Source organism: Candidatus Enterococcus moelleringii (assembly GCF_017377575.1).
GTDB classification, from domain to species: Bacteria; Bacillota; Bacilli; order Lactobacillales; family Enterococcaceae; genus Enterococcus_A; species Enterococcus_A moelleringii.
The window spans coordinates 18300-33031 of the sequence record NZ_JAFREM010000042.1; the positions used below are offsets into that span (position 1 = coordinate 18300).

At 44.6% G+C, this 14732-nt stretch carries 11 protein-coding genes; 7 read left to right on the plus strand and 4 right to left on the minus strand.

All coding sequences use genetic code 11. The features are described 5' to 3' along the window. Positions 1–19: 19 nt before the first annotated feature. Positions 20–751: a hypothetical protein gene (locus JZO70_RS21560; RefSeq protein WP_207675764.1), complete on the plus strand. Its 732-nt coding sequence runs from the start codon at positions 20–22 to the stop codon at positions 749–751. Between the two features lie 152 nt (positions 752–903). Beyond that, positions 904–1302 carry a tyrosine-type recombinase/integrase gene (locus JZO70_RS21565; RefSeq protein ID WP_207675765.1) on the plus strand — a complete coding sequence of 133 codons (399 nt, stop codon included), beginning with the start codon at positions 904–906 and terminating at the stop codon, positions 1300–1302. A 49-nt stretch (positions 1303–1351) separates the two neighbouring features. On the opposite strand, the gene rarD is transcribed toward JZO70_RS21565, so the two are convergent. The 4 genes from rarD to JZO70_RS21585 form a co-directional block, all read right to left on the minus strand. Further along, positions 1352–2260: an EamA family transporter RarD gene (gene rarD, locus JZO70_RS21570; protein ID WP_207675766.1), complete on the minus strand. Its 909-nt coding sequence runs from the start codon at positions 2258–2260 to the stop codon at positions 1352–1354. 189 nt (positions 2261–2449) lie between these two features. Continuing rightward, positions 2450–3901 (minus strand): alanine/glycine:cation symporter family protein, encoded by a 1452-nt coding sequence (locus JZO70_RS21575; RefSeq protein WP_207675767.1) that lies wholly within the window; start codon positions 3899–3901, stop codon positions 2450–2452. 208 nt (positions 3902–4109) lie between these two features. Further along, positions 4110–5279, minus strand: coding sequence for a galactokinase (locus JZO70_RS21580; protein ID WP_207675768.1), 1170 nt, complete (start codon positions 5277–5279; stop codon positions 4110–4112). Next, positions 5276–6325, minus strand: coding sequence for a galactose-1-epimerase (locus JZO70_RS21585; protein WP_207675769.1), 1050 nt, complete (start codon positions 6323–6325; stop codon positions 5276–5278). Before JZO70_RS21585 ends, JZO70_RS21580 begins: the two co-directional genes overlap by 4 nt. 167 nt (positions 6326–6492) lie before the next feature. Between JZO70_RS21585 and JZO70_RS21590 the strand changes: the two genes are divergently transcribed. From JZO70_RS21590 to JZO70_RS21610, 5 genes are all read left to right on the plus strand, one after another. Then, complete coding sequence (locus JZO70_RS21590) at positions 6493–7398, plus strand: AraC family transcriptional regulator (RefSeq protein ID WP_207675770.1); 906 nt, start codon at positions 6493–6495, stop codon at positions 7396–7398. 210 nt (positions 7399–7608) lie between these two features. Next, positions 7609–8904 carry an MFS transporter gene (locus JZO70_RS21595; protein ID WP_207675771.1) on the plus strand — a complete coding sequence of 432 codons (1296 nt, stop codon included), beginning with the start codon at positions 7609–7611 and terminating at the stop codon, positions 8902–8904. A gap of 12 nt (positions 8905–8916) precedes the next feature. Continuing rightward, the gene (locus JZO70_RS21600; RefSeq protein WP_207675772.1) at positions 8917–10941 is read left to right on the plus strand and encodes a CocE/NonD family hydrolase; all 2025 of its coding nucleotides are present in this window, start codon (positions 8917–8919) and stop codon (positions 10939–10941) included. Positions 10942–11335: 394 nt separating this feature from the next. Further along, on the plus strand, positions 11336–13735 hold the full coding sequence (locus JZO70_RS21605) for a glycyl radical protein (RefSeq protein WP_207675773.1): 2400 nt from the start codon (positions 11336–11338) through the stop codon (positions 13733–13735). After that, positions 13717–14490, plus strand: coding sequence for a glycyl-radical enzyme activating protein (locus JZO70_RS21610; protein ID WP_207675774.1), 774 nt, complete (start codon positions 13717–13719; stop codon positions 14488–14490). The genes JZO70_RS21605 and JZO70_RS21610 overlap by 19 nt, the downstream gene beginning before the upstream one ends. Positions 14491–14732 lie beyond the last annotated feature (242 nt).

Here is a 14732-nt window from a genome sequence, read left to right on the forward strand (position 1 = left end):
CGAGCTTGGAGCAAACAAAATGAAAAAATTACGTTGGGGTATGTTATTCGTTAGTATTTTACTATTCAGTGCTTGTTCACAAAATCCCGAGGAGCCTACTCAAGAAACTTCCTTTTCTGAGGAGCAAGTGGCGGACAATAATGAATTAAATCAGCTGGCCGAAGAGTATCAAGACAGCTTATTGGCTTGGACCGCAAAAGATCAATCCTTCAGCTTTGACTACGAAGAATTCACGGTGAATCAATACAATCAGTTTATTGCTACGGAAGATAATATTCGCGGTAAATATGCCTATGATCAGGATCAAAACGCGGCCGTTCACATTACGTATGTGCCGGAATCAGTTGCCAGAAAACTTAGTGAGGACATCGACCGCAAAGACATCATTAAAGATGGCGAGTACCAAGCGATCTCAGTTTCCGGGAATGAAGTGGTTGTTTCTGGCGAAGAAGAGCTGACCAACAGCCGTTGGAAGCGGATGGCTTTAATGAGTTATTTGAACTTGAAAAATTTCAAGCGTACCAACGGCGGCAATGAGCGGCTGCCGAACGAGGAAGAACTTCATTTTATTCAATACGAGGATGGGTCCGCTAATGTAATCAAACTATATTTGAAGGACCAACAGCTGTACGGCGTCGGCATCAGCAACCTGAATACGCCGGATGCAGATCATACGCTGTATCTTTTGAGCAATCCTTCGCCAACCGCTCCAGCTGAATGGTTCGATACAGAAGGTCTAGTAAAGGAATAGAAATTCAGCGAAGAGCTTGCAGCGAACATGCAGGCTCTTTTTTTAAAAAAAATTTCGTTTTTGCGGAACAAAAAATCTTCTTTTGCGTATATTGTAATGAACCGGCAAATATTTGTCCGTTCATTAGACAAAACGAAAAGGAAGATGATTGAATGAGAAAAAAAGCAGTGAACAAATTTGATGAGGGGATTTATCTAGCGGAGGAACTAACGACCTATGCTGATTGGGCGGAGTATTGGATGATGGAGCTTCGTTTGAAATTGAAGCCATCTTCAATCGCGATCTACCAGCGAACGCTGGACAGATACGTGCTGCCAGCTTTTGGTAACAGGAACTTAACGGAGTTGACGTCTGAAGTAATCGAAAGCATTGGTGATGAATGGGCGGAATATCTAAGACCTACTGTTATCCACACCAATCTTAGTCTGCTGAATCGGTCATTAAAAGCGGCTGTAGTGCAGGAGCTTTTAACCGAAAATCCTTGCCAGGATGTTAATAGGGTATTATTTAATTCAGTAAGATTTAAAAAAGTACCTCTTTTTGGCAAGTAGCAGCCAAAGAAGCCGTTTATCTAATACTTGGATAAACGGCTTCTTTGAATTAATCGCTTTTTGGTTTCACTGGTGGCTTCATTGTATGTTTGACTTGGATCAAATTACCAATGATAAAAATCAGAATTCCTAACCAGATAAAGGAAAAGGCCGCAAATTGTGACAAGCCATAGGGTTCATGGAATAAAAAGATCGCCAGAAACAGCATGATTGTCGGATTCACATATTGTACAAATCCCAACGTGACATAAGACAAACGTTTTGCTGCATTGGCAAATAGCAGCAGAGGAATCGCTGTAACGATGCCAGCTCCCATAGCCAACAAGTTTGTGGTAGTATCGTATCCCATGAAGCCAGCCTCTGAAAAGAAAAACAAATAGATCAAGCCAAATGGCGCGATAATTAGTGTTTCCAAAGTAATTCCGGTCACCGCACTCAACTGCAGGCGCTTTTTAGTCAATCCATACATACAAAAGGAGCCGGCCAAAATAATCGAGGCCCACGGGAATACACCTGTTTGCACCGTCAGCAAAACCACCCCTGCGAATGCACACAATGTAGCAATTTTTGCCGTGCGGGTCAACGGCTCCTTTAAATAGATCGCGGCTGCCAGGACGTTGAATAAGGGATTGATATAATAGCCAAGACTGCCTTGTTGAACATGACCGGAATTGACGGTGTAAATAAAGACTCCCCAGTTGATGGATATAAAAATCGCCGCTGCAATAATTGCCATAGTGTCTCGCTTACTTTTCAGCAACTGCTTGGTTTCCTTCACAAAGACTGGAACTTTTCGCGAAATTAGTAAAAAAATCACCATGAATACCAGTGACCAAATAATTCGATAAAACAAAATATCTACTGCGCCTACATTGGGCATCAGTTTCCAATAAAGGGGAATAAAGCCCCACAAGCTGTAGGCACCAAAGGCATACAACAACCCACTATTTTTCTTCATTTTTCTCTCCATTAATTCATTTATATTTTAGGATAATAGTACCATTGTCAGCCTGAACAAACTAGCTGTGTCGGAAATAAAATCGGGAAGAGCTTAAGCAGCAGTTTCGCAAGTGCTGTTCCAGAGCTAAACAAATACTAAAAAAAGGGCACCAATCTGATGATTGATCCCCTCTAATTTGTACATTCGTTATTCTTCTTCCACTCCAGTAACCGGCAGGGAAGATAATTCTACTCCGGCCGCGTCGGCTTTGGCCAAACGCGAGAAGTACGATTTTGTTTCTTTGAAGACCACTGGACTTAACAGAGCCAAGGCAATGATATTCGGGAAGGCCATTAAGCCGTTGAAAATATCAGCAATGGTCCAAACGGCTGTTACAGTTAAGTAAGGGCCGATGAAGACAGCGGCAATGTACAAAATACGAAAAGCCGAAGAGAATTTTGTATTACCGTTGGTCAAGTAGCTTAAGCAGCGCTCTGAATAATAATTCCAGCCTAAAATGGTTGTAAAGGCGAAGAATGCCAGACAAAGCATCAGCAACAAGGAAGCAACTGTTTGTGACAGCGGCAAAGCTTCAGTGAAGGCATAAATAGTTACCGCAGAGCCTTCCAAGCCAGTTTGCTGCCAAGCACCAGTTAAAATAATCGCCATCCCTGTCATGTTACACACGATGATCGTATCAATAAACGTACCAGTCATGGAAACCAACCCTTGACGTACAGGCTCATTTGATTGAGCGGCTGCAGCAGCAATCGGCGCGCTACCTAAACCAGATTCATTAGAGAAAATCCCACGGGCGATCCCTTTTTGCATGGCGATCATCATGGCACCTAATGCACCACCAGAAACTGCTCGTAAACCAAAGGCACTTTCTACGATCTCTACAATGACGCTAGGTAAGCGGCCAATATTTAAAACGATCATGAACAAGCAAAGACCAACATAGATGACAATCATCAATGGAACAATAATTTCGGAAACGCGGGCGATCCGTTGCACACCGCCGATTAATACGATTGCCACTAAAATAGTAACGACAGCACCAGTAATCATGGTTGCTAGCGTATACTCATTTCCAAACAGTGTGACTGTGTTCAATCTGTTTGGATCGAAGAAAGTTTCAGCTGCTGAAGTGATCCCGTTAATTTGGGTAAGTGTACCAATCCCGATCAAACCAGCAATTGCGCCAAAGAAGGCAAACATTTTCGCCAGCCAGCGCCAATTTTTTCCTAACCCATTTTCAATGTAGTAAAAAGGTCCGCCTAGGGCATTGCCGTTATCATCGAAGGTACGGTATTTTACCGCCAGCAAGCCTTCTGCGTATTTTGTTGCCATACCTAGTAGTCCAGCAAGCTCCAACCAGAACAACGCGCCTGGTCCGCCGGCTACAATAGCAGTTGCAACCCCAACAATATTCCCAGTCCCGATAGTTGCTGAAAGGGCCGTACATAATGCTTGAAAGCTGGTTACATCGCCTTTTCCGCCTTCTTCATTTTTCACCATGTACTTCAAAGCCAATGGCAAACGGCGAATTTGGATTCCGCGGCAGCCGATCGTTAATGCGACGCCGATTCCCAAAATCAAGAGAATCATCGGTGCCCCCCAAATTATTGAATTAATATCTAGTAAAAAATCGTTCATCCAACCCCTCCTATTTCTTGCCATTTTATCATAAAACTTCGGAAGTAGTGATAGAAAGTTTAAAAAAGATTGATTTTTATGCAGGAATGTTCGCTTTTAAGCAAAATAGTGCTAGAATCCGTTTCGATTTTTGCCTCTTAAGAAAAAATCCACCTTGCATATATAATAGAAGAAAAAAATCGCCGGCCTCAGCCGACGATTCGAAGGGTTAATCTATTTTGGTGGTTCCGCTACCGATATGGGCTACGTAAAACTCAGGAGCGTAACCAACTGTTTTTAAATATTCATCGTAAACATTGTTTTTGAAGCTGGGAATTGCGGCTTCTTCCACCAAAGCAATTGCGCAGCCGCCAAAGCCGGCACCGGTCATGCGGGCTCCTAAAACTCCCGGTTGTTTTTGGGCAGCCGCCACTAAAGTGTCCAGCTCTAGCCCGGTTACTTCGTAGTCGTCTCGCAATGAGGTGTGGGAAGCGTTCAATAATTTACCAAAGGCCTCCAGATTTCCTTGAACTAATTCCTGTTTGGCAATTAAAGTCCGTTGATTTTCGGTTACCGCATGGCGCGCCCGTTTAACTAAAATATCATCGCCCAACAAGTGCTGGTTGGCTTCAAAGGTGGCTTCATCTAAATCACCTAAAGAATCAATAGCCAAATCCTTTTGCAGGCGAGACAAGGCTTCTTCACATTCGCTGCGTCGTTCGTTGTATTTAGAATCCGCTAATTCTCGACGCTTTTTGGTATTCATGATGACGATCGCATAGCCGTCCAGCTTCACCGGAACCATTTCGTATTCCAAAGTGTTGGTGTCTAAAAGGATGGCTTTGTCGATTTCCCCAAAGCCGATGGCAAATTGATCCATAATGCCGGAGTTGACCCCGATGAATTCATTTTCGACTTTTTGTCCCAGCTTCACTAGCGTCAAACGGTCGACATCCAGTTGGAACAGGTCTTCCAAAACCACCCCAACTAACAATTCCAACGAAGCACTGCTGGAAAGACCGGCTCCGTTAGGGATCGTGCCGTCAACTAATAGTTCGAAGCCATGATCAATCGTAAAGCCTGCTTCCTGCATTTTTAAAATCATACCTTTAACATAATTGGCCCAATCGGCGTTTTTATCGAAGGTTAAATCTTCTAATGAAAAACTGATAACTCCTAGCTCGTCAAAGTTGGTGGAGTAAACCAAAACCTTCTGATCCTCTCGCGGACTAGCCACACCATAAGTGCCGTAAGTGATGGAAGCCGGGAAAACATGGCCGCCATTGTAGTCGGTGTGCTCTCCGATCAGATTAATCCGGCCAGGGGAGAAGTAGTTGGTGGTGTCTCTAGGTCCAAAAAACTCCGCAAATTTGGTAGTTAATTCTCGATTGATTTTCATTGTAACTCCTCTTTTCCTTCTATTATAAATTCAGTCGTGGTGGTCATTGGTTTCATAGCGTCCAATTTGATCGAACCAAAGGCTGGAAATTGTTCCGCGCCAGGGGCTGTTTGAGTCTCAAAAGTTAGTCCGCCGTGATTGGCCATTTTCTGACCGTGCATTTCTGGAGTGTCCTCGCCAAAATTGGCCGTGAACAGAACCACACTGCTAGCATCGGTTTTGGTTACCACTCGGACTTTTTCATCCGGGCTGGTAAAAATTGCGGCGGAGGCATTTAACCCAGCTTCATCTAAGAAGAAGGGATGATCCATGCCATCAACTAACTTCTTTTGATCAAAATCGCTGGCGAATAACTCGCTCAAAGGTTTTTCTGTCGTAAAATCAAAGGCTGTACCAGCAACCGCTAGCTTTTCCCCAGTCGGAATCGAATCGCTGCGCAGCTCAGCAAAATTCGAACTGTTCAACCACAGCTTGTGCTGATCAATCGGTTGAGTACAATCACCTGTCAGATTGAAATAAACATGATTCGTCGGGTTAAACAACGTATCCTGATCACTCAGGCCGCGAGTAGTGATGCGCCAAATATTGTCAGCGGTCAAAGTATGACGAACCTCCACATCCAGATTTCCCGGGAAACCATGTTCGCCGTCAGGACTGGTCATCGTGAAAACAACAGACGCTTCATTTTTTCCTTCTATAATAATGTAATCCCATTTTTTAGTTTCAAAGCCTGGTTGACCACCATGCAGCGAGTGGTGAGTCGCATCATCCACGTCTACTTGGTAAGTCTTACCATTTAATTCAAAGCGGCCATTCTCGATTCGTCCAGCAGTTCGGCCGACAGTTGCGCCGATATAAGGATCTTTTGTTAAATATTCTTCCGCAGAATCAAAGCCCAGCACCAATTCTCGCGTCGCGCCGTCCACGGGAGCAGTCAAGCTAACAATCCGTGCGCCTAAATCCGAGACCGACAAGCGCAGGCCGTTCTCGTTCTCCAAAGTAATGAGTTGGAATCCATTACCAAAATCTTTTTGACTAATTTTCACCGGTAACATCCTTTCGTATATCCATCAATTCGCGTTTTAATCCAATGGAACTGCTTCTATATACCATATCTTAGCAAAAAAACGCTTCCTTTTTCACTTTCTTCTGTGATAACTATTTAACTTTTTGTTGCATCTTATTATACTAGTAGAAAAGGGAGTGGGCAAATATGGAGCAGGCCTTGTTTGTAAAAAAAGGGCAGCAGCATCTTTCCGGTGATTTACAATTTCAGTTTTGCGGGCTTTCCCGCACCTTGCCGTATCATTCCTTTGGTCCGGCGATTCGTGAATGCTTTGTACTGCATGTGGTGCTGGAGGGCAAGGGCACGTATCATGTAAAAGATCAAAAGTACCAGCTGAAAAAAGGCGACCTGTTTTTGATTCGGCCTGGGGTTACCACGTTTTATCGGGCGGATGCCGAAGAACCGTGGATGTATGGCTGGTTGGCCTTCAGCGGAAAAACCGGCAAGGAAGTGATTAGTCACTCGGCTTTTGGAGAGGAAGGCTTTGCGATGATTTCTTCCAATACCCAGCAGTATATCGAAATTATCAAGGAGTGCCTCAAGTATAGCCAGGACAATTTGTTAAACGAGCTGCATCTCAACCAGCAAGCCTACCGTTTTCTGGCGACGTTATTAGAAGACGGCGGCAAGGTGAATACAGCGTCGGAAGAATTATCTTCACCCCTGGCCTTAGCAACGGTGGATTACATCCAGCAGCACTACGCTGAAAAAATTACGGTGGAAGTCATTGCTCAGCAACTGTCAGTCAACCGCAGCCATCTGTCTCGCGTCTTCAGCAAGCAAATGGACATGGGAATTAAGGAATACTTGAACGGCGTGCGGACTAACCGGGCAGCTTTCATGCTGGCTTATACCCAGGAATCGGTGGAGGAAATTGCCAATCAAGTGGGTTTTAACAGCTTAGTGGTTTTCAGCCGGACCTTCAAGAAAAGCACCGGCGAAACTCCGACTGAATACCGCAGCCGTATGCGTCAAAGCGCCGACACCTCACAACCTTTTGCTGATGTGGAAGAACGCTTAAAGCTGCAGGCAGTCGTACCGCGAGCAACCTGAACTATTCAAGATGCTCTTTTCGCTGTAATCGCTTCAAATTTAAATTGTGAAGACAAATTCTTCATGGTAAAATTTTAGTAGAACTTCATTTCAATTTTATGTGGCTTACTGCTTTTATTTCAACAGTTATGTGAAGTTTTGATCAAAAATTGGAGGTGTGATGATAGAAAGGAGCAATTTTTCATTTTTTAATTTTAGGGGGATTTTAGGATGGATGCTACAGAGGTAAAACAGGGATTACGCAAGAATTTTTTCACCGTTATTTTGTTGGCAATTGCCGGGTCGATTATTTATGGCTTGGCCTATTTTCGTTTGTATTATTATGATGCGTACATTGCGACATACGGCTTGACCAACACGCAGATGGGCTCGTTAGGGAGTGCTTATGGATTTATGGGACTAGTCTCTTACTTGATCGGCGGGATTTTGGCTGACCGATTTGCAGCTAAGAAATTGCTGGTCTTTTCATTGATCGCCACCGGATTTGGCGGCTTTTTGCACCTCTTTTTCACCAGCTTTATTGCACTATTTTTGATTTACGCCTTATGGGGAGTGACTTCGCTATTAACCTTTTGGCCGGCGCTGTTGAAAATTGTGCGGATGCAGGCGACAGATGATGAGCAAAGTCGGGCTTATGGTATTTTTGAAGGAACCCGCGGGATTACCAACGTAATTCATATGGCGATTGCTACCGCGATTTTTGGTTTCTTCCAAAAAGCAGTGACTGAGGCGGCGGGCTTGCGCTGGATTATTATTTTCTATTCAGTGATTCCAATTGTCTGCGGACTGGCTTTCTTGTTCTTAGTTAAAGAACCTACTCCGACAAAAGAAGGTTCCACCACAGAAAAATTCAAGTTCAAGGATGTCCTGGATGTGCTGAAAATGCCGGCAATCTGGCTGATTATCGGTATGATGTTCACCAGCTATATCTTCAACATGTCGATTTATTACTTCACACCGTATGCTTCCAATATTATCGGAACGTCAGCCGTATTTGCCGCGATTGTTACCGTGTTGGCGCAATATTGTCGTCTAGTAGCAGCACCGGTGGGCGGATTTTTGGCCGATAAAATCAGCAAATCCACCGTTATGATGGGCGGCTTTATCGTGATGGGCTTGGGCACGGCGATAATGATCTCAATTGCTGGGATGAGTGGTCAGCTGCAGGTGGTCTTGCTGATCGTGGCAGCTACGATGGTTTATTTAGCGATGTATTCCAACTACGGGATTTTCTTCTCCTTCATGTCAGAAGGCGGCATTCCGTTGCGCTTGTCTGGTGTGGCGATCGGTTTAGCCAGCACCTTGGGTTATTTGCCGGAAGTCATCGCACCGTTAGTAGCGGGAAATATTTTGGACCGTTTTGAAGGCAATACCGGCTATTTCATTTATTTTTGTATGATGATTGCCATGGCCGTTATCGGAGCAGTTTTGTGTATTGTATGGGGTAAAACCTATGGCAAACGTTATAAAGAAGAACAAAAACTGAAAGAAGCGCAACAACAATAAGAGGAGGAACCAATGGTGAAAAAAATCGTAACAGAGTTTCCTTATCAAGTAAAAGTAATCGAAAATGAATGGTTTACGCTCGCTGACGGCACACGCTTGTCCTGCCGGATGTGGCTGCCGGAATCAGAAGAACCATTACCAACTATTTTAGAATACTTGCCCTATCGCAAAACCGACGGCACCCGAGGTCGGGACAATCCGATGCACGGCTTTTTCTCCGGCCACGGCTACAATGTAGTGCGGGTAGACATGCGGGGAACCGGCGAATCGGATGGTCTGCTGGAAGATGAGTATTTGAAGCAGGAACAAGATGACGCTATGGAAATCATCGACTGGATCAGCAACCAGCCGTGGTGTGATGGCAACGTCGGCATGATGGGCAAATCTTGGGGCGGCTTCAACTCATTGCAAATCGCTGCCCGCCGTCCGCCAGCATTGAAGGCAGTAATGGTGGTAGGCTACACGGATGATCGCTATAACAACGATATCCATTATAAAGGCGGCTTGGTCTTAAACGACAACTTCTGGTGGGGCGCAATCATGCTGGGCTATCAGTCTCGCGCGATCGATCCCAATGTCGTCGGCGACCGCTGGCGGGAAATGTGGCTGGAACGGCTGAAAAATATGCCGCTATGGATGGCCAACTGGTTAGAACACCAAACGCGGGATGAGTATTGGCGCCATGGTTCGGTTTGCGAAAACTATGATGACATTCAAGTACCCGTTTTTTGTATGGACGGTTACGCCGATTCTTATACCAACACCGTATTAAGTTTGCTGGAAGGCTTAAATGTACCGAAAAAAGGCATTCTTGGTCCGTGGGCCCATGTATATTCTCATGATGGCGTGCCGGAACCAGCGATTAACTTCTTAGGCGAAGGCGTGAAGTGGTGGGATCATTGGCTGAAGGGGAAAGAAACGGACACAATGGACGGCCCAATGATTCAAGCCTGGATCGAAGACAGCATGCCGCCATCCACCAATATGCCAGTCAGTGAAGGTCGCTGGGTTGGTTTAGAGGATTGGCCGTCGAAGGAAGTTACGCCAAAATCTTATGGCTTAACTTATGGCCGTTTGGTGCATGAACGCGGGGACAAGGAAGAAAAAGCGGTACTGCATACACCGTTGAATCATACGTTATTAGCCAACGAATGGATGGGTGCTGGTGTACCGGGAGAATCCCCTGGCGATCAACGCTTAGACAACGGCTTGTCCATGACCTTTGATTCGGAAATTTTGGAAGAAGAAGTCGAAATATTTGGTTATCCAAAGGTGGAAATCAAGCTTGCCAGCGACAAACCAAATGCTATGATCTATGCGTCTCTTTGTGACGTGGCTCCAGATGGCGCATCAACAAGAGTATCTTACGGCGTAATGAACTTAACGCATTTGCAAGGCCATGACAAAGTGGTGCATTTGACACCAGGTGAAGAGGTACAGGCGTTTGTAGGGTTGGATTGCTGCGGCCATCGCTTCAAAGCCGGCCACCGGATTCGTTTGTCCTTGGCAAATACCGCTTGGCCAATGTTCTGGACGATGCCGGAAGACTACAGCTTAACCTTGAATCTGAAGGAAGCCAGCTTTACCTTGCCGCTTTTCCATGGAGAAGACACAGCGGGGCCAGATCCTGAAGCGCAATCAGCACCGTTGACACCGACGACTATTTTGTCTGAAGGAAAAGTTGAACGAGAAGTCACTTACGATCTAGTCAGCGATACTTGGACCTGCATGACTAATGGGATCGGCGGTGTGTTCGGCGAAGGCATTTACCGCTTCGATGAGGTCGACGTAACTGTGGAGCACAACTTGAAACGAGAGCTGACCTTGTCTAATCAAGATCCGCTGTCGGCTCATTACACGATTACGCAAAACATGCGGATCGGTCGCGAGGGCTGGTGGACTAACGCCGATATTACTACTACGCAAACCTCTGACAAAGAATACTTCTATATTACCGGTCAGATGGACGTTTCAGAAAATGACGAGCACATCTATACTAAAAACTGGGATAAGAAAATCAAACGCAATGGGATGTAATTTTTAAAAATAATCTTTCATTCTGGGGATTCGTCATCCTTAGAATGGAAGATTTTTTTAGTTTATTCTTGCTCATTCTTCTTTCTAAATGCTCAACATTTTAAAATGAGGTTTTTGAAGGAATGATTAGAAAATATGACTTTTTAATGGTCTTAAATGAATTATCAAGTGACAAAACATATAAACTAATAGCAGGATATTTTTTATATATAAAAATCCATTTTGTTGAATTCTGTTTAAAAATACGGGTTAAAGGGCTTCTAAACGGCATTCACCCACTTTATGGCCCGCCAAATATTAAATTATAGCATTTTTTAATGATAACCTTTGTTTTTTTTAATCAATGAGGGTAAAATGGAAGCATAAAGAAGAGTATATGAATGGAGGGACTGTCTTGAAGAATTATTTGCGGAGAATTGAACGTATGAAGCAAAGACTCAGAAGGACCAAACCAGAAGTAGATTTGGAGAATGCCCGAATCTTAACTCGAGTGTTTAAAGAAACAGCAGGTGAGCCCTTAGCCATCCGCAAAGCCAAGGCTTTCAAAGCCCAATGTGAAGAAAAGACGATTGAGATTTACAGTGGTGAGTTAATTATCGGTAACCCCGGCAGCAAATTACGCGGCGGAATTGTCAGTGTAGATACTTGCTGGTCGGTCTTAGCCGAGGAATTAGACACCATTAGTACTCGTGCTCATGATCCTTTCTATATCAGCTCAGAAGAAAAGAAGTTATTTCTGGAAGAGATTCAGCCTTACTGGGAAGGGAAATCCACCTATGATGCATGGGTAAAGCAAATTCCAGCAGACACTAAAACACTGCGGGACAACGGTGTGATCTTCATCGACAAACGGTTGATGCGAGGATCAGGCGAGGTAACCGCCAGCTACAAACAAATTATTGATGAAGGCTTAGTCGGCATCAAAAAACGAATTCTAAAACGTAAACAATCCTTGAACCTGACTGAACCAGGGGCTTATGAGCAGGATTGTTATTTGCAGGCGTTAATCATCACTATCGAAGGTTTAGAAACTTTGGCTAGTCGTTATGGTCGTGAAGCCAGACGATTGGCTGCTTTGGAAACGGATTGTGAACGTCAAGAAGAACTGAACATGATTGCTAAAATTTGTCAGCGGGTACCAAAATACCCAGCGCGGACGTTCCATGAAGCGCTGCAATCGCTGTACTTCTACCATATGTCATTGTTTATGGAACAAAATGCTGAGGGCTACAATCCTGGTCGGATGGATCAGTATTTGTATCCTTACTATAAAGAAGATATTAGTGCTGGGCGAATCACCGACGAAGATGCTCAGGAATTACTGGATTGTCTTTGGGTGAAAATGAATGAAGTTTGTCTGTTCCAAGATCAAGCGACTGCGACCTTTGTGGCGGGTTACCCAACCTTGCAAAATGTCTGTGTCGGCGGAGTGGACAGCTTAGGACGGGACGCGGTAAACGAGCTTTCTTATCTGATCCTGCAAGCCACGGCTGAAGTCCGTTTGTCTCAGCCATCCTTGTCCGTTCGTTACAGCTTAGCAAAAAACTCCAATCGTTTCTTGCGCAAGGTTGTTGAATTAATCAAACTGGGGACGGGTTTCCCTGCTTTTCATAATGACGATGTCGGGGTACGGATGCTGATGAACAAGGGCGTGCCGCTAAAAGAAGCCTTCGATTGGAATCCCTGCGGCTGTGTGGAAACCAGCTTGGAGGGACGGATGAAGCAGTATACTTCCCTAGCTGATATTAACTTAGGCAGTGTCTGTGAATTAGCCTTGACTAACGGGAAAGACCGCAACTCCAACCAGCGGATTTCGATTGAAACCGGGGATCCTCGGACCTTCGGCAGCTACTACGAATTTAAAGAAGCGATTAAAGCGCAAATGACTTATGTGATCGAAGCCTGTGTGAAGGGCAGTCACGTAATTGACGAGCTTTCCATGAACCGTCCAGTTCCAGTGGTCTCTTTGACCCATAAAGAATGTATCGAAAAAGGCTTGGATTATTCCTGCGGCGGAGCGAAATACACTTGCGGCAACGGGATTACTTCCGTGGGCGTTGCCGATTTGATCAATACGTTGGCGGCAGTAAAAGAATTAGTTTACGAACGCCAATGTGTAACCATGGACGAGCTGCTGACGGCTGTTGAGAATAATTTTGAAGGCTATGAATCTATTCGCCGTCTGTGTGCCGGTGTACCGAAATACGGCAATGCCAACCCAGTAGTGGATGAGATTGCCAGCGAAATGTTTACCTTTATTGCCGACGAAATTGAGTCCTACCATAGCAAATTTGGTAAAATGACGCCAGGCATATTGCCGGTGACGGTTAATACGTTGTTTGGTTTGTCGGTGGGGGCTTTGCCTTCAGGACGCAGAGCCAACACACCATTAGCTGACAGTGTAAGCCCCAGCGGTGGAACTGATCGCTTTGGACCAAATGCGATTTTACGCTCCGTCTCCAATATCCCTCACGATCGTTTTGTGCAAGGGACGTTGCTAAATATGAAAATTGCGCCGGATTTGATTCGGACAGAAAAAGGAATTACGCAAATGATGGCCCTTTTGAAATCAATTTGTTCATTAGGTATTTTCCACGCCCACTTTAATGTGGTGGATCGCGACCTATTGCTGCACGCCCAAGAAGCGCCAGAGGAACACCGCGGATTATTGATTCGAGTAGCGGGGTACACAACCTATTTTGTGGATTTAAGCGAGGATGTTCAAAACGAAATCATCAACCGCACACCGCAAAGAGGTCTGGTAGCAGGTGAAGCATGGAAGGAACAGTATTAAGAATCGAGCAAGGCTCTCTGCATGACGGTGCTGGTTTGCGAACCGTCGTCTATTTAAAAGGATGTCCCTTGCGCTGTGCCTGGTGTTCTACTCCTGAATCACAAAGTAAAAAGATTGAATGCGGCTATGGTCAAATTATGAGCGCTGATGAAGTAATGGATGAGATTGAAAAGGACGATGTCTTCTATTTTCACTCAGACGGCGGAGTGACCATTAGCGGCGGCGAAGCATTGGTTCAAGCCGATTTTACCCGGGAAATCTTGCAAAAGTCGAAATATATTGGGATCAATACCGCTTTGGAAACCAGTTTCTGTGTCCCTTACAGCGAGATCCAAAAGGTAGCTCCTTTTGTTGATACGTTGTTTGTCGACGTGAAGATCTTCACCGGTGAACTGCATAAAAAGTGGACCGGTTTAAGCAATCAACGGATTTTAGAAAATATTCGCCGTTTTTTGATTGATTATCCCAACTGTGAAGTACGTATTCGGATTCCGGTAATTCCCGGCATCAATATGGAGATGACCGAACTGCTGATGACGGCCTGTTTTGTGGCAGATTTGGATCGTTTTGTGCCGTTAGAGCTGCTGCCGTATCATCGATATGGCATGCATAGTTATGAAACGCTAGGGTGGGAATATCCGCTGGGGGATACGCCATCGCCAACTCATGAAGAGATGTTTGGATTAGCGGATCAGCTGGCCCGAACGGTACCTCATTTGCCGGTGACGACATTGGCCAAGACGTTTATTTATTAGATTCTAAGAGAAAATGATTTAGCCCTGGAGCTGAACATTTTCTCTTTTTTTGTGCTTTTAAGAAATATATCCCAGCTTCCTCCGATTTATTTTCTTTATAAAATATTTAGCTATAGAATATTTCAGTTTTTTTTGTTATTATTTAACTAGGAAATCGTGAAGGAGTTTTCTCAGCATGATTTTAATAAGTGTATTTTAATAGAGATACAGGTGTTTTTTTTAGTACATACTCTTATGAATTG

What these genes read in the sequence shown, in the direction of transcription:
- JZO70_RS21560 (WP_207675764.1), top strand. Translation starts at nt 20, where the DNA reads ATGAAAAAATTACGTTGGGGTATGTTATTCGTTAGTATTTTACTATTC.
- JZO70_RS21565 (WP_207675765.1), top strand. Translation starts at nt 904, where the DNA reads ATGAGAAAAAAAGCAGTGAACAAATTTGATGAGGGGATTTATCTAGCG.
- rarD (WP_207675766.1), bottom strand. Translation starts at nt 2,260, where the DNA reads ATGAAGAAAAATAGTGGGTTGTTGTATGCCTTTGGTGCCTACAGCTTG.
- JZO70_RS21575 (WP_207675767.1), bottom strand. Translation starts at nt 3,901, where the DNA reads ATGAACGATTTTTTACTAGATATTAATTCAATAATTTGGGGGGCACCG.
- JZO70_RS21580 (WP_207675768.1), bottom strand. Translation starts at nt 5,279, where the DNA reads ATGAAAATCAATCGAGAATTAACTACCAAATTTGCGGAGTTTTTTGGA.
- JZO70_RS21590 (WP_207675770.1), top strand. Translation starts at nt 6,493, where the DNA reads ATGGAGCAGGCCTTGTTTGTAAAAAAAGGGCAGCAGCATCTTTCCGGT.
- JZO70_RS21595 (WP_207675771.1), top strand. Translation starts at nt 7,609, where the DNA reads ATGGATGCTACAGAGGTAAAACAGGGATTACGCAAGAATTTTTTCACC.
- JZO70_RS21600 (WP_207675772.1), top strand. Translation starts at nt 8,917, where the DNA reads ATGGTGAAAAAAATCGTAACAGAGTTTCCTTATCAAGTAAAAGTAATC.
- JZO70_RS21610 (WP_207675774.1), top strand. Translation starts at nt 13,717, where the DNA reads ATGGAAGGAACAGTATTAAGAATCGAGCAAGGCTCTCTGCATGACGGT.